Genomic DNA, 19911 nt, shown 5'->3' with positions numbered 1-19911 from the left:
AACAATAGAATCTAGAAGAAGTAACGAATACCCACTGCATAGTTGTTATCTTGCAGATCTTCATAGGCTTTATCATCCATGCTGCTGAAATCAATTTTTGCCTCGACATACATAATGGTATCGCGGCTATAACGATAGTGCAGACCTAACACAGCAAATTGGCGTGTCCATTTTCCTTGGATCGCTGTATCTTCATCAGTATCAAGATCTTGATATGTCAGTAATACACTCGGAACGAAACCATTATCATACTGGTAAGCAACAATAAACTCTGCTCCAGTTGAGTCATATAAATCTCCACCCACTAATTCGTTTTGCTCACTTTTATGGGCGTTAAAACCTACATATAAACCGTCTGCATCGCGACCAGGAGAATATTGATAGAAACTACCGTATTGTGCACCAATACCAATAATTTGGTTTGTGTTATCAACCTCTTTACCCGCAAGATTCCCAGTAAAATCACCACGATTAAATCCCGCTAGCACTTTAAATTTATCAGTAAAGTTGTAAGTTACACTTGCACCGTAGCTAGGTTCGAAACTCAATTCTGAACCATCACTCAACGAATGCCCTTGACTATCATACAAGGCAACATCGCTGTTTTGTTTAGAGGCATACTGCACTGCAACATGTAGATTACCGAAAGTATTACGATATTGCAGCGCAGCATCGGCACGTCCTGCTCCAGTTAAACCACCGTCACCGAAGGTATAAGCTCCCACAGACCAACCTGTAAAAGCATTGAGCACATCGGTTGTGTAAGCAACATCATAGTAAGCCCCCCATTGCTTACCAAAACTGATCTTTCCCCATTTCTCATGGGACATCCCAACATAACCCAATCGATTAAATAAAAAATCTGAATTTTTGGATGCCGATAACTGACCACCACCTTGGCCTTGCGTGTATATAAGGCCGTCATCACTGGTCACCATATTGATACCCCATTCCGTATGGGCAAAGGAGCTCCAGCCATTTTTCTCTTGACGGTCGAAACGAAAACCAACACGAGAAAAATTATCTATAACAGAAGTTTCATGACCATCATTTAACGCAGCAAACCCTAACCAACCTATCATGTTAACGCTGTTAGTTTGGTCATTATACAACTCAACGGCTTGAGCAGGTCCCATTAACAATAAGCTTGGGATCATCAAAGCGAGCAATGTCTTTTTCATTTCATCTACCTTTAAATTCAGCGAAACCATATATAATCACATGATTTATTTGATATATTATTTTCCCCAATCAATAGTAAGCAGGTTATATGCCACCGGGAGGAAAAGCTGAAAATCAAGGTGTTTTTTAGATACGGATCAGGCAATCTCGAAATATCGTGATTATCGGTTGTTAAATACCGTTAGATAAATTAAATGTCGTTATTACATCAAAAGACAATAACGACATATATGCAACAAGTGTGTCATTACACTGCTGTTGTAGATTTGCGGCAATTATAAGCTGAACGACTAGTTGATCGAGTTACCGAACTTTTGGAACTGGTCTTTTGGGAAGCATATTTGTTGGAACCATCGTTTTTTGTTGTACCTATACCTTTCGCTGAACTTGATTTTTTAGAATACGACTTACGATAACCGGATTTATTACTTGCCGTTTTACGATAACCTTGGCCTTGTAAACCATTAAGCGCGGTTGGCAGTTGTGCGCCTGCATTCTGGATAAGCGTGGATAAGGTGCCGAGCAGTGGCTGCATAAAGGCTTGATAAGAGGTTTCTTTATGGCAAATGCCGTTCAGGCTCGCTTCCCAAAGCGCTGTCATATCCGGCGTAGTCGCACTCGCGGGCAAGCTGTTAATCAATCCTTTCCCCACGTCTGTCGAGACAATAGATTTACCTAAGCGTTGTAAAAAAACGCGTTTGAACAGCAATTCGATAATACCTGCACGGGTAGCCTCTGTACCTAATCCGTCGGTTTCTTTGAGAATTTTACGGATCTCAGGGTCGGTTACGTAACGGCTTATCCCCGTCATAGCACCAAGTAAAGTGGCATCGGTAAAGGCTTTTGGTGGCTGAGTATTTTTCTCCAGCAACTCGCCTCGAGTACAATGCAAAGCCTGCCCTAGTTTCAGAGGCGGTAATTGGCCGATAAACTCGTCATTCTCCTCATCGTCCTTGCCCGCGCTTTCTTCCATCGACTTGTTGCCACTCGCCTTACTGCCATTTGGCTCTTGGCGGGCAAAGAGTTGCTTCCAGCCAAGAGATTTATCCTGACGCGCCTTGGTATTAAATAAGCCGCCCTCAATTGTCACTTGTACTGTGGTTTCACTGTAACAATAGGCCGGATAAAACTGGGCTAAGTACTGGCGGGCAACATGAAGATATAACTGCCTCTCACGCTGACTTAAGCTGGATAAGTTAGCCGTTTTCTCGGTAGGAACGATGGCGTGGTGGGCATCCACTTTTTTATCATCCCATGCCTTAGATTTAAGCCGTGGATCGGGGGCATCGGCGCCTTGCAGTAACTCAGCGGCACCGCTGCTAATCGCCTTAAGAACCGACGGCGCTAGGCTATGTTGCTCGACGGGCAAATAACGGCTGTCGGAGCGGGGATAAGTAATGAGTTTATGGCGTTCATACAAACTCTGGCAGGTATCAAGCACATCCTTAGCACTCATGCCAAACCGTTTTGCCGCATCAATCTGCAACGCGGATAAGCTGTAGGGCAATGGCGGATTCTGTTTCTTGTCCTTAGCCACTAATTGAGTCACTAAGGCAGGTTTATCACTGATGCGACTCACCACATTTTGCGCTAACCCTCTGGCTAGTACTCGCCCTTCTTCGTCCATGTACGGCTGACAAGCTTCGCTGGGTTGCCACTTAGCGCTGAAGGTTTCCTGCTTTTCAGTCGCCAAATGCGCTAGCACTTCATAGAAAGGTTTAGATTGAAAATTGGCAATCTCTTCATCACGGCGCACCACTAGCCCGAGTAAAGGCGTTTGCACTCGCCCGACGGACAATACGCCTTGATAACCAACCTTTTTACCTTGGATGGTATAAGCGCGCGTCATATTCATGCCGTAGAGCCAATCGGCACGACTACGGGCTAAGGCCGATGTGGACAAAGGAATAAATTCGCGATTACTGCGCAGCTGCGTTAGCGCCCGTTTTACGGCTTGTGGGTTTAAGTCGCTGATCAGTAAACGCTGAGTTTGATGTAACTTGTCACCCCTCACGCCAAGATAGGCAATCACTTCATCCACGAGTAACTGCCCTTCCCTATCGGGATCGCCCGCATTGACCAGCATGTTGGCTTGTTTGACTAATCGTTTTAGCACTGTGAGTTGACTGCGAGTTGCGGCCTTAGGTTTTAGTTGCCACTTGTCTGGCACTATTGGCAAGTGCTCGAATTTCCACGACTTAAATTCGGGATTATAGGCATCAGGTTCTGCTTGTTCGAGCAAGTGACCGACACACCAAGACACGCAATCGCCATTGGCGGCTTCGATAAATCCATCGCCTTTTTTATGGGGTTTAGGCAATACATCGGCAATGGCCCGCCCTAGGCTAGGTTTTTCTGCGATATAGAGGATCATACAAACACCAAGTACTGGATATAATTACAGTATAATTTAGCCCAAACGCCCGTTGAGTGCAAATTTCTGTGACAAACCGAGCTTAAATACCAACGATCAAGTGTAAATTCAATTGCGAATAGTTCTCAACAACAACTAAGATACACTGAAATTTAGAGGAGTGGCTATGAGACAATTTGCAATAAATGCACGGCAGACGATGACAATCAGTCCAGCATTGATATTAAGATTCAATCAGTTACTGTTATTTCATAGCCTGATGTTACTCGCGACAAGCATGCTCACCAGCACTTGGCTGGGACAAATGAAAATCATCGACATGCCTTTAGCATGGGGATTCATGTTAGTAATGCCCATTGCGGTGAGCTTATCGCTACTGCTAAAACATCAAGTCACCCGCCATAGCTTAAGCAGCTTATTCGGGGTGTGGATGCTGCTGTGGATATGGGGATAAACACGACAAAACCTATGGCTGAAAAGATCAGCAGCCTCGCATGCGGATGTCGAGAACAAACACTCATAGATGTTCCCCCTCGCCCAATCGCGATACCTTTCCCAAGTGGCGGTTAACGCTCCATAAAAAAGCCATAAAAAAAGCCATAAAAAAAGCCAGTGACATTATCACTGGCTTTTTATCCGCCTAACGTTTCACCTTATGGGTGACAGACGTTATGCAGCTCTAAATTAGTACCGATATCTTTATTGCGATCCGCTTTAGCATCGTCATTACGCAGTTGCGTCAAGTGATCTAAATACGCTTGATCTACATCGTTAGTGATGTAATGCCCATCAAAAACAGAGGTTTCGAAACGTTTAATCGCTGGATTTTCCATTCTTACCGCTTCGATTAAATCAGGTAAGTCTTGGAAAATAATGCCATCGGCACCAATTAACTTGGCGATTTCATCGGCATCACGGCCATGGGCGATCAACTCGTTTGACGTTGGCATGTCGATACCGTACACGTTCGGGAAACGAATTTCCGGCGCGGCAGAGGCAAAGTACACTTTCTTAGCACCTGCTTCACGGGCCATTTCGATGATTTGCTCAGACGTCGTACCGCGAACGATAGAGTCGTCCACCAGCAAGACATTTTTGCCTTTGAACTCAGTGTTAATGGCATTCAACTTACGACGCACTGACTTCTTGCGCTCCTGTTGACCCGGCATGATGAAGGTACGGCCAATATAACGGTTTTTCACAAAACCTTGGCGGTACGGTAAGTCCATGCAACGGGCAATTTCCAGCGCGATATCGCAAGAGGTTTCAGGAATAGGAATAACCACGTCGATATCGTGATCGTACCATTCCTTCTTAATCTTCTCGCCAAGCTTAGCGCCCATGTTGACGCGACTTGCATATACAGACACTTTGTCGATCGTCGAATCTGGACGGGCAAAATAGACGAATTCGAAGATACAAGGTGCATAGCTAGGCTCGGCTGCACATTGACGGGTATACAGCTGACCATCAATTGACACGTAAATCGCTTCACCTGGCGCCACATCACGCATCACTTCAAAACCGACGGCATCGAGTGCCACGCTTTCAGAAGCAACCATGTATTCAGTACCCGTTGGCGTTTCGTGCTTGCCTAACACCAGAGGACGAATACCAAATGGGTCACGGAACGCGACTAGGCCTTGACCAATGATCATGGCAACAACCGCGTAGGCACCACGAGCTTGTTGGTGTACGTTAGCGACCGCATCGAACACTTCTTCCGACGTCAGGGTCAAACTAGTGGTTTTTTGCAGTTCGTCGGCCAACAGGTTCAGCAACACTTCAGAATCCGAAGTGGTGTTCACATGGCGACGTTTTTTGATCAGCCCTTCGGCTAATTCGACTGTATTGGTTAAGTTGCCGTTGTGGGCTAAAGAGATCCCAAATGGCGAGTTAACATAGAAAGGCTGCGCTTCAGATGCGCTTGAACTGCCCGCTGTTGGATAACGCACATGGCCAATACCTGCATTACCTTGTAGGCGTTGCATGTGTTTGACTTCAAAAACGTCTTTGACCAGACCATTGGCTTTACGCAGTCTGAAAGCACCACGATCAATGGTCACAATACCTGCCGCATCCTGACCTCTGTGCTGCAACACTGTCAGTGCATCATAAATGGTCTGATTAACCGATGATTGGCCAACTATTCCGACGATACCACACATGGGTAAGCTTCCTCATTGTAAGATGTTCTATCACTTAGGATTATTTTATTTTCTTTCTTATAGTTTGGGTACAAAGCTGGAGGTATTTTCCAAATAGTCAAAAAACCATTGAATAACAACGCCAAATTCGGGTACTAGCACAGAATCTTTCCACCATTGGGAGTTGGGAGAGCCTGTAAAAGCATCCATGAAAAACAACAAGGCGCTCACAATAAGCGCGCCTCGAATAGCACCAAAGCATAGGCCCAAGAGCCTATCAGTGCCAGATAATCCGGTTTTGACAACAAGTTGTCCGAGAATATAGTTAACTAAGGCACCGAGTACCAAAGTGGTAATAAAGAGGATGGCAATAGAAACACCATTACGCAGCATCTCATCGTTCATTTGTGTTAAGTGAACGGCAAGATCTTGGTAAAATTGGCTGGCAACAAAGAAAGCCGCAAACCATACCACTAAGGACATGGCTTCTTTGGCAAATCCACGGATCAGACTGATGAGAGTCGATAATCCGATGACGAATATGATAGCGTAATCAATCCAAACCATTGAGATGGCTTTCCGACATGGGCTTTAAGACGGCGCGATTCTACCAGAGACTGAAACGATTCTCACCCCTAGTGAGGTAAATAAATCATTTTCAGTCTCGAGTCTTGTATCACCATTAAGATTCTAAGGGATTAAAAGGAACAATCCAGCCCTTGAGACGTGTAAGGTTTTCCACCTCAACTTGTACTTTCTTCAGCTTTGCCTCAGACACATCGGGTCCGACAAACACTTTAGTTAATACGCCATCTTTAGGGTTTTCAGGAATAGTGTACGCTTTAAAACCACTCTTACGCAGCTGTGCAACCAAAGCTTTAACATTCGTTGCGTTGTTAAAACTGCCAAGCTGCAAAGTAAAGCCACTTTTTAAGCTGTCACGGCTTGCAGTACTGGCTTTAGGCGTTTCTGCTTTGGGCTTTTCAGTCTTAGCGACGGTTGGCGCTTTAGTCTCAGCTTTTTTAGCGGGCTCCGTTTTTACCGTCGCCTTAGGTGGCTCTTTTTTAGGTTCTGGTTTCGCTTCAGGCTTTTTAACTTCTGCTTGCTTAACCTCTGGCTTTTTCACCTCAGCTTTAACGTCCGCCTTAACGTCTTGCTTAGCGATGACAAGCGCGGCTGACTTCTCACTGTCGGCATTATTGCCTGTCTCAGCTAAGACGGCATCTGCCCCGCTTAACGCAGCAGTGTCTTCGGCCGACAAGACTTCAAACATATCATCGTCGGCTTTTTGCTGCTCAATCACAGTCGGACGCAAAGGTATTTCGGAAAATTGCTCTTCTTGGCGATCTTTCTTGCCATCCAAAATATCTGGCAAAAAAATCACTCCAAGCGCAACCAGCACCACAGTGCCGACTAAACGATTATGAAACTGGCTAGACAAAACGGACTTCCTGCATAAATTGAGACTTAAAACCTGCCACAGTGTAAAAGGAGCCAAACACAATTACCACATCATCTGGGTTAATTTGCGCTTTTAATGCCGACCATGCCTCAGCTATGCCCTCAAACTCAAATGCGCTGGCCTCGGGTGCTAAGGTTTTGCGCAGCATGGCAGAACTCGCGCCACGCTCACCTTGAAGGCTCACTAAATACCAAGTGTCGACCAGAGGATGGATCACAGGCAACACGCCCGCAATATCTTTATCCTTCAACATGCCACAAAGGGCAAATACGCGTTTACCTACGACCATTGGCGCTAGTTGCTGCACCAAAAAACGCGCCGCATGGGGATTATGCGCCACATCGAGTAGTACTAACGGCTGCTCACTCACCCGCTCTAATCGACCAGTTAACCGAGCAGTGCTAATACCCTCGGCAATAATAGCGGGCGCGATATTCGGCCACCCCTGTTCAATTACAGCCAATACCGTGGCCGCATTAGGTAGCGGCAAGGTCGGTAACGCTAAATCGTGCAGTTTGAGCACTTGGCCTTGAAAGTCCCATAAACTACCATGAACTTGATAACTGAATTCGTTGCCGACGCGATACAAGATGGCGCCAACCTCATTGGCAACATCATTGACGGTATGCGGCAAGTTGGGCTCGCCGACAATCGCAGCTTTACCGTGACGGAAAATACCCGCCTTTTCTCGGCCGACGAGTTCGCGGGTATTACCGAGATAACTCTCATGATCTAAATCGACCGAGGTCACCACGCTGATATCGGCATCAATAATATTGGTGGCATCTAACCGTCCACCTAAACCGACTTCTAAGATGACTACATCCAGCTTAGCGGCTTTAAACAGTATCAGGCCCGCAAGCGTGGCGTATTCAAAAAAGGTCAGGGAAATCTCGGCGCGCGCCGCTTCAATTTGCTCAAAGGCGGCGACAAAGTCGCTATCACTGGCGTCGCTGCCATTAATACGCACTCGCTCGTTGTATTTCAGCATGTGCGGCGAGCTGTATACGCCCACAGTCAAACCGGATAATCGCAGAATATTTTCCAGCATAGCGCAAGTCGTGCCTTTACCATTTGTGCCTGCCACTGTGACTATCTTGCTTTGGCCTAAATCTAATAGACCCAAGGTTTGCGCGACCTTAGAAACACGGGTTAATCCCATATCGATTTCGGTTGGATGTATGGATAACAAATAATCCAACCACTGTTCCAATGCTGCATTTGACGCTGGCGCTGTTAGCATGTCCGTACATCCTCGTATTCGATTATCTCTCAAATAAGAACTTTTCAATCCAACATGAATAATGGCCCAAGGGCGAGTTTAGGCAATTGATATTGTTCTGGATAAGTCACATCGACTAAATAAAGCCCATGGGGTTTAGCCGTCGCTGCGGCTTGATTTCTGTCTTTTAAGGCGAGCAAATCACCCATCCACGTCAGCGGCTGATTGCCTAAACCGATTTCTAACAATGAACCGACGATATTGCGCACCATGTGATGCAAAAAGGCATTCGCGGCGATATCGACAATCACATACATGCCTTGGCGCGTGACATTGACACAATGCACATTACGAAACGGCGTTTTTGACTGGCACTGGACTGCGCGAAAGCTGGTAAAATCTTGCTCGCCTAAGAGTGCCTGCGCCGCTTGGTGCATTCTATCGGCATCAATATCGCCGTGATAATGGCTGACACCATGGCGTAAAATCCCAGGGCGAAAACTGTGATTATAAATCACATAACGGTAGCGTCTGGCGGTAGCCGAAAAGCGCGCGTGAAAACTGTCGTCGACTTCTTTAACCCAACGCACGGCAATATTGTCGGGTAAATTGGCATTTACCCCTAAGGTCCATGCGCCTTCATTACGAATGGCATTGGTTTCAAAATGAACCACTTGTCCCGTGGCATGCACGCCCGCGTCGGTACGGCCAGCGCAGAAGACGCCGATAGGCTCGTTGGCCACTATCGATAACGCCCGTTCTAATTGCGCTTGTACTGAATCGACTTCGGCCTGACGTTGCCAGCCAAAATAACCATTGCCGTCATATTCAATACCTAATGCAATCCGCATCCACTTTTCCTCACAATTGATTTAGCGGCGCATTTTATCACAGCAGCCCATAAAAAAAACGGCGCTGAAGGCGCCGTTAGGTTGAAACTCTCTCAATCGGGATTAACTCATCTCTTTGAGTAAACGTCCGGCTTCATCTTGCTGGCGCTCATTACCATCAATTTGCACTTCTTTGAGCAGGGCTTTGGCGCTGTCGCTGTCGTCAATTTCGATATAAGCGCGAGCTAAATCCAGCTTAGCGTTGACTGAGTTTTCTTCATCATCGACATCAATCATAGCGGCGTCACCGATTAAGGCTCCGACATCACTCATTTCCACGTCGACTTCCGAATACAAATCGGTATCTGTGCCGTCTTCATCGGCATCATTCAACAACTTGTCGATGTCGATAAAGCCGTTTTCATTTTGGAAATTCGTTAAATCATGCTCAGGAACAAACTTCTTCTGTGCTTTACGCGACTCTTGGGCATCGAGTGCAGCTAACGCTTCATCGACAGTGAGATCATCGACGAGTGAGAAACTGTCTTCCGACGTCAGTACATCTTCATCGCCATCAAAATCGGTATTGGCCGTGAAAGCAGCGAGTACATTGTCGTCGCTTAAATCGAGGCCTTGCTCAGAATCGTCAGCATCCTCTTGGGTATCGAGTTTAAAATCTTCACTAAAATCAAGATCGTTACGCGTCGCCTTAATCGGCTTCTCTTGAGTCGCATCATCCAGAGCCTTAGCATCAGCTAGCGAAGCATCGGCATTAGGCTCGACATCATCGACATCTGTTTCAGCGGCGGCATCGGCTGGCGTCGCAGCAGGTTTGGCCTTAGGCGCAAAATCAAGCTCTGAGTCCCAATCGAGCACGTGGGGATCCTTGCTCTTATTGGCTTTTAAATCATTAAAGAAAGAAGACTCTTTTTCCTTAACTCTCGCTGCAGCGGTAGCGGCTGCCAAAGTGGCTGCGGCCGAAGTCAGGGCGTCAGAATCATCATCTTCACCCAACTCTTCGACTAACGAGAAAGTATCATCAGTGCCATCAATCGAATGGGATGCACCAATACCTTTGAGTAAGTTATCTTCGTCTGTGGTGGTATCGTCCGCGTCAAGCTGCGCCGTTTCCATATCGAAGTCGAATTCATCTTCATCGGCATCGAGTTGTTCTGGCACATCAAATTCAGCTAACAGCGCATCTAAATCTTCATCGCCTGCCGCTTCGCCCTTGATATCTTCCGGTAACGAAGCTTCTAGCTCTGCGGCAATTTCTGCACTGATATCATCATTTTCTGCATCAACTTTGATTTCAGGCTCAGCATCAAAACTTGCCAGCAGTGAATCGATATCATCGGATTCATCTACGCCTAATTCATCCAGTTCATCGTCTAACTCGGCGGCAATTTCAGCGCCAAGATAGGGTTCAACTTCGGGTGCTGCAGGTTTATCGAAATCAGCTAACAGTGCATCGATGTCGTCAGTGTCTTCTGCACCCAGTTCATCCAGCTCTGCGTCTAACTCGGCGGCGATTTCAGCACCAAGATCGGGTTCAGCTTCGGGTGCTGCGGGTTTATCGAAATCAGCTAACAGTGCATCGATATCGTCTGTGTCTTCTACACCCAGTTCATCCAGCTCTGCGTCTAACTCGGCGGCAATTTCAGCGCCAAGATCGGGTTCAACTTCGGGCTCTGCGGGTTTATCAAAATCCGCTAACAGCGCATCAATGTCGTCAGTATCTTCTACACCCAGTTCATCTAACTCTGCATCTAACTCGGCAGCAATTTCAGCGCCAAGATCAGGCTCGACTTCAGGCTCTGCGGGTTTATCAAAATCCGCTAACAGCGCATCAATGTCGTCGCTATCTTCTACACCCAGTTCGTCTAACTCTGCGTCTAACTCGGCAGCAATTTCAGCGCCAAGATCAGGCTCGACTTCGGGCTCTGCGGGTTTATCAAAATCCGCTAACAGCGCATCGATATCATCAACCTCTTCGCTGCCCAGTTCATCATCTAACTCATTATTGAGTTCTGCGGCGATGGCAGCACTGAGATCTTCATCATCAGACGCAACAGCGTCTGGTGCTTGTGCAATCTCAGTATCTTCTGCAGGAACACTAAACTCGGCAGGTAATGCATCAAGATCATCGTCATCCGCGATGGCTTCATCGGCAGGTTTAGTATCTTCTACTTCAACGTCGTCTTCTTCAGCTAAATCGCTCGCAAAGTTTCGCTCTAATTCGCTTAAATCCTCTTCAGCCTCAGCGCTGTCTTCAGAAGTGCTGTCATCAGAGCCTAGGCCCGCTAAGAGTGCATCAAGATCGGCTTCCTCAAGAATATTGCCAGATTTAGGTTTCTCCTCAACAATATCCTCTTCCTGATCGCCCATGGCTTCTGCCCACAGATCATCAAGAGATTGCCCTTCGTCTTCAACCTCAGGTTCGGCTGAGAGACCAGGATCGACAAACATTTCAGACGCCATATCCATCTGATCGTTTGAGTCAGTTAAATCTTGCTCTGGTTGTAAATCGACGCTGCCCATATCCAGCAGGCTATCGATAGAGTCCGCATGGTCGGTATCTAAATGCACCGCCATATCATCTAAATCGTCATCATCCATGTCCATTATGGCTGCACCAGCAACGCCAGCAGCACCGGCGGCCATAACCGCTTCTTGCGCCTGCATTTCCCGACGTTCTTTATTACGCTTACGGCGTAGGAACCAGAACACTGCCAGTAACAAGAACAAGGCAGGGATCACAGCGGCAGCAATCATTAACACTGGACTGTTAAGGATACTACGCCATAAATCATCGGGTTCAGCGGCGACCTCAGCATCTGCTTCAGGAGTATCTGTTGCCATCTCTGGCGTTTGGGCAGCTTCAACTTCGGCTTTTAAAGCTTGGTTTTGCAATTTGCTGGCTTGCAGAGTTTCCTCTAGCACGGCAATGCGTTGATTCAACTCTTCAACTTTCACTTTTAGCGCTTCAACATCTGAAGTGCGGACAGTGAGTTGATCTTGGGTACGAGCTAATTCATCGGTTAATGACAGATTTTTACTTTCGGCCGCTTCTAAACGCGACGTTACATCAGAACTCAGCATCTTAGGCTTGTCTGGCGTCGGCGTTTCTACCACTGGCGCTTTAGGCGGTGTCACTTTAGTTTCAGTAATTTTAGTTTCAGCAATCACGGCGGGAGCCGTCACAGGTGCTTGCGTAGTGACTTTCGCAGCAGGTTTCTGCACCGCTTTTGCTGGCGCACGGGATTGTCTGTCGCTTTGTTCTGCTCTTGCAATCGCCATGCTATTAGGAATCGACAGCATGACTTCTTTAGACGGGATCAGCAGGATCATGCCACGTTCTAAACTGTTGTAGCTGGCCGAGTTAAACGCATGGGGGTTAGCATCGTATAGCGCTGCCATCACTTGATAGACGCTGACGCTGGCATCGGGACGGACTTTTTGCGCTATGCTCCAAAACGTGTCTCTGGATGTCGTTGGGCCATATTGATGATTAACTTGACGGATCTGTCCGTCTGGACCCATGATTTTTAAGGGTTTTAATCTTGGCGTATCTGCTGCAACGGCGGGATCAATAAAATAAGCGGTAGAAGAAACAGCTAAAACAGTGGCCATTAGACCCACAAGATACGAAGTGCGAAATTTCATCAATCCTTCCCTTTGAAGCGCTATAAAGTTATCTCGCTGATAACAGGCTTTAGGCAATTGTATTTATTGAGATTACTATAAACCAGAAATCCCTGCCCTGCTACTGTTCACAATTGTAAAACAAAAAAAGCCTGCTGACAGCAGGCTTTTTCAATGGGCATAAAATGCAATCTCGTGCTTAGTAATAATCTCTCACTAAGATCTCGGCAATTTGCACACTGTTCAAGGCTGCGCCCTTACGAATATTGTCTGACACCACCCACAGGTTAATCCCATGAGAATGAGAGATATCCTTACGAATGCGGCCAACATAAACCGGATCGGTACCAGCACCATCGGTTACAGCCGTTGGATAGTCATCATCTGACTCAAACAATACCACTCCTTCGGCATTACGCAGTAAAGCTTTAACGTCTTCTGCATCGACAGGCTGACGGGTTTCGATATTAATGGCTTCAGAGTGACCATAAAACACAGGTACACGTACCGCGGTCGCATTCACTAAAATCTCATCGTCACCGAAAATTTTCTGGGTTTCCCAGACCATTTTCATTTCTTCTTTGGTATAGCCGTTATCCATAAACTTATCGATTTGCGGCAATACGTTAAAAGCAATTTGCTTTGGATAGACTTCAGCGTCAGCAGGTAAACCTTGCAGTAATTTAGTGCACTGATGCGCTAACTCTTCAATGGCTTTTTTACCTGTACCTGAAACTGACTGGTACGTTGCCACGTTAATGCGGCTGATACCATAGGCATCATAAATAGGCTTAAGCGCCACCAGCATTTGAATCGTTGAGCAATTTGGGTTAGCAATGATATTGCGATTGCGGAAATCAGCAATAGCATGCGGATTCACTTCGGGTACGACCAAGGGAATATCGATGTCGTATCTAAAGTGCGAGGTGTTATCAATCACAACACAACCTGCTTCAGCGGCAATCGGGGCCCATTTGGCGGAAACATCACCACCTGCAGAAAAGAAACCAATTTGAGCTTGGGTCCAATCGAAGGTTTCTACGTCGAGAATGGTAATTTGTTTGCCATGAAAGCTGACCGTTTCACCGGCGCTGCGGCTACTGGCTAAAGGGTACAAATTTGCAACCGGGAAATTACGCTCTTCGAGGATCTCTATCATTGTTTGACCCACTGCGCCCGATGCACCTAAAACGACAACATTAAATTCCTGTGACATAGCTACTGACCGACTCCTGAAAAACCTAAATTGGACAACCAATCTACCTCAGATTGACCGTCATAAGCCAGCGCCAATGCACTAAATTCGCGTCTATGTTGGTGATTTTTTCTCATAGTGTCGAAGCCATTCTCATTTAAGAATGTATTTCTGAACATCTTGTCATCATCGCGCAAATTATAGACAAAACGCGCGAGCTGCAATAACGCTTTTTCATTCGGCGCTGTCGCAAGTTCAACCGCCTTAATGTTAAAGGTTGGCAAGAGATCCAGCAGGCTTTTATCGGCAGTAATATTCAACAACTGACACAGGTTTTGGTAGAGCATAAAAGTGCCACGCGCCTTACCTTCTAAGCTATAACCTGCGATATGCGGCGTAGCAAACTCTGCCAATGGTACCAACTCGGGCAAAGGTGTTGGCTCGCCTTCCCACACATCGAGCACTAATTTAAGATCGTCACGTTGCAGCTTCACTTTGATAAGCGCCTGATTATCTATCACATCACCGCGGCAGCAATTCACTAACCATGTATTGGGTTTGAGTGCCTTTAAGCGCGCCTCATCGAACAAATGCTTGGTTTTATGCTCGCCAGTGCGCGTGATGGGCACATGTAAACTGATGATATCGGCCTGCGCCATGATGGTTTCTAAGCTCACAAAACTGCGCGGATCGCCCTCTGCAGCTTTGATGGGATCGTTAAGCAACACCTTAATACCATAGGCTTGCAAGCATTTAGCTGTTGCAGTACCGGTATTGCCCGCGCCCACGATGCCGACGACCTTGCCCTTAAGCGGCGAATTAAAGCGCTGCGCTAACTCCAGCATAGCGATAAAAGCAAACTCCCCGACAGCAGTCGCATTGCAACCTGGTGCATTAGAGAAGGGAATATTTCGCTCAGCAAGATAGGTTAAATCCACATGATCTGTACCTATGGTGGCACTGCCGACAAATTTCAGCTTGTTATTGCCTGAGAGCAACTCGGCATTCACTTTGGTGACCGAGCGCACTAATAGCACATCGGCCTCGCGTACTTGCTCGGCGGTTAACGTGCGGCCGTTAACAGGAATAATGTCCCCGAGATCGCCAAATAGCGGTTCAACATAGGGCATATTTTCATCGACTAAAATCTTCATGGGCACCTGATCGGATAAAAGTGGGAATGGAAGGCATCAAGATGCTCGGTATTCTAACAAGACTAATGGGATAAATCCTTGTCGATGCAACAGGTTTACAAAAATCGCCCATAAAAAAGGGAAGCCTAAGCTTCCCTTCTATCGCGTTTGATAAACAAACTTATTTGAATTTACGCATCACTAGCGTGGCGTTTGTACCGCCAAAACCAAAGCTGTTACTCATGACTGTATTCAGCTCAGCATCGCGATATTCACGAACGATAGGCATGTCTTTCGCCGCGTCGTCCAGATTTTCGATATTGATACTTGGGGCAATAAAGCTGTTTTCCATCATGATTAAGCTGTAAATCGCTTCATGTACGCCTGCAGCGCCTAATGCATGACCTGTCATAGACTTAGTCGATGCAATCGGTGGGCACTTGTCTTTGAAGACTTCACGTAGCGCTTCTAATTCACGCACGTCGCCCACTGGCGTTGAAGTGCCGTGAGTGTTGATGTAATCGATTGGGGTATCAACATCGACCATGGCCATTTGCATACAACGCACTGCGCCTTCGCCAGATGGCGCCACCATGTCATAACCGTCTGAAGACGCGCCATAACCAATCACTTCAGCGTAAATTTTTGCGCCGCGAGCCAGAGCATGCTCTAACTCTTCAACCACTAAAATACCGCCGCCGCCAGAGATCACAAAACCATCACGGTCTGCATCATAGGTACGAGAGGCTTTTTCTGGTGTGGCATTGTACTTAGTTGACAGTGCGCCCATAGCATCAAAGCCCATGGTCAGCGTCCAATCCACTTCTTCAGCACCACCGGCAAACACCATGTCTTGCTTACCCATTTGGATAAGTTCAACGGCGTGACCAATACAGTGAGCGCTGGTTGCACAGGCTGAACTGATAGAATAGTTCATGCCTTTAATTTTAAATGGCGTGGCTAAACAAGCACTGGCGGTACTCGACATGATGCGAGGCACAATATACGGACCAACACGTTTAACACCTTTTTCACGCAGTGTATCGGCAGATTGTACTTGGTTAGACGATGATGCACCGCCTGTACCGACAATCAAACCCACACGGTGATGAGAATACTGCTCTTCGGTTAAATTGGCATCGGCAACCGCTTCTTGCATGGCTATGTAGGCATACGCTGCCGCATCACCCATAAAACGCAATGCCTTACGATCGATATGCTCAGCTGGGTTTAACTTGATGTCACCCCATACATGGCTACGTAATTGCATCTCTTCAAACTGAGCTGAATGCGTAATACCACTGCGGCCCGCTTTCAGTGACTCGGTCACTTCTTGCTTGTTATTACCGATACTTGAAACAACACCCATTCCGGTGATCACGACTCTTTTCATTTTATTGCTATCCATTGTGTACATGTCAGTACCTACTTTTCGCTGAGCCAATAGTATCTGTTTTGACTCAATTAAGTGGTCAGCTTTCCATAAAGGCGAGTAAAATAATGCCCATTATGAGACCGAGAGTAAATTTCTTTGACTGCTGAGCCCAATAAACCTTGCCAAATTAAGCGTGATTACCCGCAATTAATCAACCTTTATCCCGCAACCGCTGACACTGATGCACACTATCTCAGCAAGTTGAGCATTTATCAGCAGCGGGTATTTGAGGCTCATTCACAGCAAAAAATCTTAGTATTAGGCCAAATTGGTCTAGGCAACGGGCTTGAACTCTTATCTTGGTGGCGCGCTCATTCGCACCTTAGCCAACGTTTACTTTTAAAAGTGTTCGAACCCAATCCGATTAATGCTTACGAACTTAAATTACTTTGGGATCAATCCACCTGTTTAACCAAAGAGCCTGAACTTGAGCCACTTGCCCAACGCTTACTTAATGCAGAGCCCGCGGCTATTATAGGTTGCCAGAGATTAATTTTTGATGACGGTCGTTTCACAATCGACCTGCACTTTGGTGATATTCAATCCCAGCTCAGTTCACTCATTCATTCTCCACTTCACCCCGTTCAGCACTGGCTGGTATTGCCCCATCTGCAAAATGGGTTGAATCAGCAAAACCATTGGCAGATGGCAAAACTCAGTGACGATAGCGCGACCATTGCCACTATTGAATCAAGCGAATCAAGCGGATTAAACGAAACAACAATCAATCGTTTCCAAGCCTGTGGCTTTGAGATGAGGGATTTTACCTGCACTGAAATACAGACAAACCATCAGCCTGATGCCATTTTGTTACACGAGCGCCACGTCTTACGCCAGCAAGATGCCAAAGCCTATGCCTTTAATCCTATGGCTGCAATCTTACCCTCGGACACGTCCAGCACGATTGCCATAATAGGCGGTGGCTTAGCCTCGGCGCATTTGGCGCTGTCTTTGGCCGAGCGAGGCCAAGGCACGCAGCTGTTTTGTAAAGATGCCAAGCTTGGCCAAGGCGCTTCGGGCAATCGTCAAGGGGCGATTTATCCACTGCTGACACCGGAAAATGACGAGCTTAGCCGCTTCTTCCAACAGGCATTTTTATTTAGTCGACGTCGAGTGCAGGCGCTGACGTCTGTCCCCGCACCAAATCAAACGTCGATTTCCCATGATTTTTGTGGCGTATTGCAAACTGCCCACGATGAACGCAGCCAATTACGACTCGATAAAATCATTCAAGGCCAACTCTGGCCAAGTGAAATAGCCTACGCCGTCGATGCTGAGCAAGCCAATGCAATTGCCAAGATCAATCTCGATAAGCCAGGTTTTTTTTATCCCTTAGGTGGTTGGGTTTGTCCATTTGAATATGCCGAAGCTGCAATACAAAAAGCAAGGCAACTGGCAGATGTCAGTGTCTCGCTCAATACCGACATCCTTGCCATTGAACGCCAAGCCGATGGCTGGGTTTTGTTGACTGAAAAAGAACGTTTCGGGCCTTTTGCACAACTTGTACTCGCCAATGGCAGAGAATTGACGCAGTTTGATGCCAGCAACAAATTACAAATTAGCCCCTTTCGTGGCCAAGTCAGCCATGTGCCCGCTCAGTTTCAATTGAGTCAACTCGCGACTGTACTGTGCGCCAACGGTTATTTAACCCCGAGTCACCAAGGACTCCACTGCCTTGGCGCGAGTTACGTTAAAGAACCTGAACATTTAGACTTTTGCCCGCAGGAACAGCAAGAAAACCTCGCCAAAATGCACGAAAGTTATCCGAACCAAAGCTGGCTTGCAGATATCGACATGAGTGGCAACAATGCCCGTGTTGGCGTGCGTATGGTGACGCGGGATCATTTCCCTATGATGGGCTGCGCGCCCGATGTGGCGAAAATCCTTGAGGATTATGAGCAACATCAACTCACTAAAGAGAGTCGCCACTACTGGCAAACCACGCCAGCGCCAGTGCATCAAGGACTGTATATTCTTGGTGGGTTAGGCTCGCGGGGACTCAGTTCTGGGCCACTGGCCGCCGAATGTCTCGCCGCGCAACTTTGCGGCGAACCAATACCGCTTGATAAAGCCACCCTGTGTAAACTCAACCCCAATCGCATGTGGCTGCGAAAATTGCTCAAGGGTAAAGCGCTCTAGGTAATCAATCGCTAGAAAAATAACGTTTTTGAGCGCTATAAAAAAGGGATTAAGCCATGGCTTAGTCCCTTTTTTAAATGTTTTCTGTAAACCACTTAAGCGGCTGTAACGACTATTGCGTTGTCACTGCTGTGGGTTCAAGGCTGCTAGACTCAAGACTGCTAGCTCCAACATGTCGAGGTTTTCGCGGCGCTCTGGGCACTTTTACCCGAGTACGATTGTTGTTATCGCGACTCTGACGAATAAGCGCATCACCGCTAAGACTGGGTACTAGGCTCGATGTCAGGCTTGCAGCCTCACGGTGAGATTTCGCCAATCTGTCGTATAACAGCACATTGACCGACGCAGCAAGATTCATACACCCGACCGTAGGCACATACACTACGGCATCGGCTTTATCGATAATCTCTTGGCCAATGGTGCCATCTTCAGGACCAAACACATAAAAGGCTTTCGCGGGATGGACAAAATCCGGCAGCGGCGTCGCGCCAACCACCAAATCCACGCAGATGAGCTTAGTGTCCGCCGGAATCGAGGCGAGTAATGAAGTGACGCCCGTAAGCGGAATGCGCTCTCCAGCATCCTTAGTATCGACATGGTATTGCACTGCACCCGAACGCGCGGCTAACTCGTAGCGCCTGCCGGTATAAAATACGCCGTCAACGCCATAACAACCCGATGCGCGCATAATGCCGCCGACATTAACGGGCGTTTTAGGATTCACTAAACCGATAAACACTGCGCTGTCATCGAGCGTTTGCTCACTGGCTAATTCAGCACTCGGCATTTCTGTACTCGTTACTTCGGTATTAGTCACTGCAGTATTAGTCACTTGCTCGTTGTCAGTCATAGGCATAACGCTAGGCAACATCAAATTCGCCTACAATCCTTGCATGCAGCTGTGCCCATGCCTGTTCAACCAAGGCATAATCGGCATCATTTAATTCTTGGCGCGCGAGTGCTAAACAATCGGTCATTTTCAACATAAGGGCATCGAGATCGGTTGCACCCTGCGCTTCAAGTTGTGATAACACAACGGCGACATGACCCTGTAAATAGCCACAGGCAAACAAAGCATCGTCATCACCATGGCTGACTACACTGGCGATCCACTGTTCTAATGCGTCTTCGTAATGCTCTAACATTG

Annotated in this window: 14 protein-coding genes and 1 pseudogene; 2 read left to right on the top strand and 13 right to left on the bottom strand. The window is 47.1% G+C overall.

The window, feature by feature from the left end; all coding sequences use genetic code 11:
- Positions 1 to 11 precede the first annotated feature (11 nt).
- Both Q4Q46_RS18625 and Q4Q46_RS18620 read right to left on the bottom strand, forming a co-directional pair.
- Positions 12 to 1181, bottom strand: coding sequence for a porin (locus Q4Q46_RS18625; protein WP_311906729.1), 1170 nt, complete (start codon positions 1179 to 1181; stop codon positions 12 to 14).
- Positions 1182 to 1429: 248 nt separating this feature from the next.
- Positions 1430 to 3556 carry a DNA topoisomerase III gene (locus Q4Q46_RS18620; protein ID WP_311906727.1) on the bottom strand — a complete coding sequence of 709 codons (2127 nt, stop codon included), beginning with the start codon at positions 3554 to 3556 and terminating at the stop codon, positions 1430 to 1432.
- Positions 3557 to 3722: 166 nt separating this feature from the next.
- Between Q4Q46_RS18620 and Q4Q46_RS18615 the strand changes: the two genes are divergently transcribed.
- On the top strand, positions 3723 to 4010 hold the full coding sequence (locus Q4Q46_RS18615; RefSeq protein WP_311906726.1) for a hypothetical protein: 288 nt from the start codon (positions 3723 to 3725) through the stop codon (positions 4008 to 4010).
- A 199-nt stretch (positions 4011 to 4209) separates the two neighbouring features.
- Here the strand turns inward: Q4Q46_RS18615 and purF are convergent, their stop codons facing one another.
- The 9 genes from purF to fabB form a co-directional block, all read right to left on the bottom strand.
- The gene (gene purF, locus Q4Q46_RS18610; RefSeq protein WP_006085457.1) at positions 4210 to 5724 is read right to left on the bottom strand and encodes an amidophosphoribosyltransferase; all 1515 of its coding nucleotides are present in this window, start codon (positions 5722 to 5724) and stop codon (positions 4210 to 4212) included.
- A gap of 57 nt (positions 5725 to 5781) precedes the next feature.
- Positions 5782 to 6270 carry a CvpA family protein gene (locus Q4Q46_RS18605; RefSeq protein ID WP_028761030.1) on the bottom strand — a complete coding sequence of 163 codons (489 nt, stop codon included), beginning with the start codon at positions 6268 to 6270 and terminating at the stop codon, positions 5782 to 5784.
- Positions 6271 to 6385: 115 nt separating this feature from the next.
- Positions 6386 to 7144, bottom strand: coding sequence for a cell division protein DedD (gene dedD, locus Q4Q46_RS18600; protein WP_311890751.1), 759 nt, complete (start codon positions 7142 to 7144; stop codon positions 6386 to 6388).
- On the bottom strand, positions 7137 to 8408 hold the full coding sequence (gene folC / locus Q4Q46_RS18595; protein WP_311906725.1) for a bifunctional tetrahydrofolate synthase/dihydrofolate synthase: 1272 nt from the start codon (positions 8406 to 8408) through the stop codon (positions 7137 to 7139). The genes dedD and folC overlap by 8 nt, the downstream gene beginning before the upstream one ends.
- A 44-nt stretch (positions 8409 to 8452) precedes the next feature.
- Entirely contained in the window at positions 8453 to 9238 is a 786-nt protein-coding gene (gene truA / locus Q4Q46_RS18590) for a tRNA pseudouridine(38-40) synthase TruA (protein ID WP_006085461.1), read from the bottom strand.
- Between the two features lie 102 nt (positions 9239 to 9340).
- Entirely contained in the window at positions 9341 to 12883 is a 3543-nt protein-coding gene (locus tag Q4Q46_RS18585; RefSeq protein ID WP_311906724.1) for a FimV/HubP family polar landmark protein, read from the bottom strand.
- 178 nt (positions 12884 to 13061) lie between these two features.
- Positions 13062 to 14078, bottom strand: a complete 1017-nt coding sequence (locus tag Q4Q46_RS18580) for an aspartate-semialdehyde dehydrogenase (RefSeq protein ID WP_106650935.1) — start codon at positions 14076 to 14078, stop codon at positions 13062 to 13064.
- Between the two features lie 2 nt (positions 14079 to 14080).
- Positions 14081 to 15211, bottom strand: a complete 1131-nt coding sequence (locus tag Q4Q46_RS18575) for a 4-phosphoerythronate dehydrogenase (RefSeq protein ID WP_311906723.1) — start codon at positions 15209 to 15211, stop codon at positions 14081 to 14083.
- Between the two features lie 160 nt (positions 15212 to 15371).
- A complete protein-coding gene (gene fabB, locus Q4Q46_RS18570) occupies positions 15372 to 16583 on the bottom strand; it encodes a beta-ketoacyl-ACP synthase I (RefSeq protein WP_311906722.1) in 1212 nt (403 codons plus the stop codon).
- A gap of 138 nt (positions 16584 to 16721) precedes the next feature.
- On the opposite strand from fabB, the gene mnmC1 reads away from it, so the two are divergent.
- A complete protein-coding gene (gene mnmC1, locus Q4Q46_RS18565; RefSeq protein WP_311906721.1) occupies positions 16722 to 18764 on the top strand; it encodes an FAD-dependent 5-carboxymethylaminomethyl-2-thiouridine(34) oxidoreductase MnmC1 in 2043 nt (680 codons plus the stop codon).
- A gap of 95 nt (positions 18765 to 18859) precedes the next feature.
- Here the strand turns inward: mnmC1 and Q4Q46_RS18560 are convergent.
- A pseudogene (locus Q4Q46_RS18560) lies at positions 18860 to 19635 on the bottom strand (RNA methyltransferase).
- Entirely contained in the window at positions 19625 to 19909 is a 285-nt protein-coding gene (locus tag Q4Q46_RS18555; RefSeq protein WP_006082230.1) for a YfcL family protein, read from the bottom strand. Before Q4Q46_RS18555 ends, Q4Q46_RS18560 begins: the two are co-directional and overlap by 11 nt.
- Positions 19910 to 19911 lie beyond the last annotated feature (2 nt).

It is taken from the genome of Shewanella vaxholmensis (assembly GCF_031932135.1).
Taxonomy (GTDB): Bacteria; Pseudomonadota; Gammaproteobacteria; order Enterobacterales; family Shewanellaceae; genus Shewanella; species Shewanella hafniensis.
Note: the sequence above shows the minus strand (reverse complement) of the source record. Positions and strands in the feature narration are given on the sequence as shown.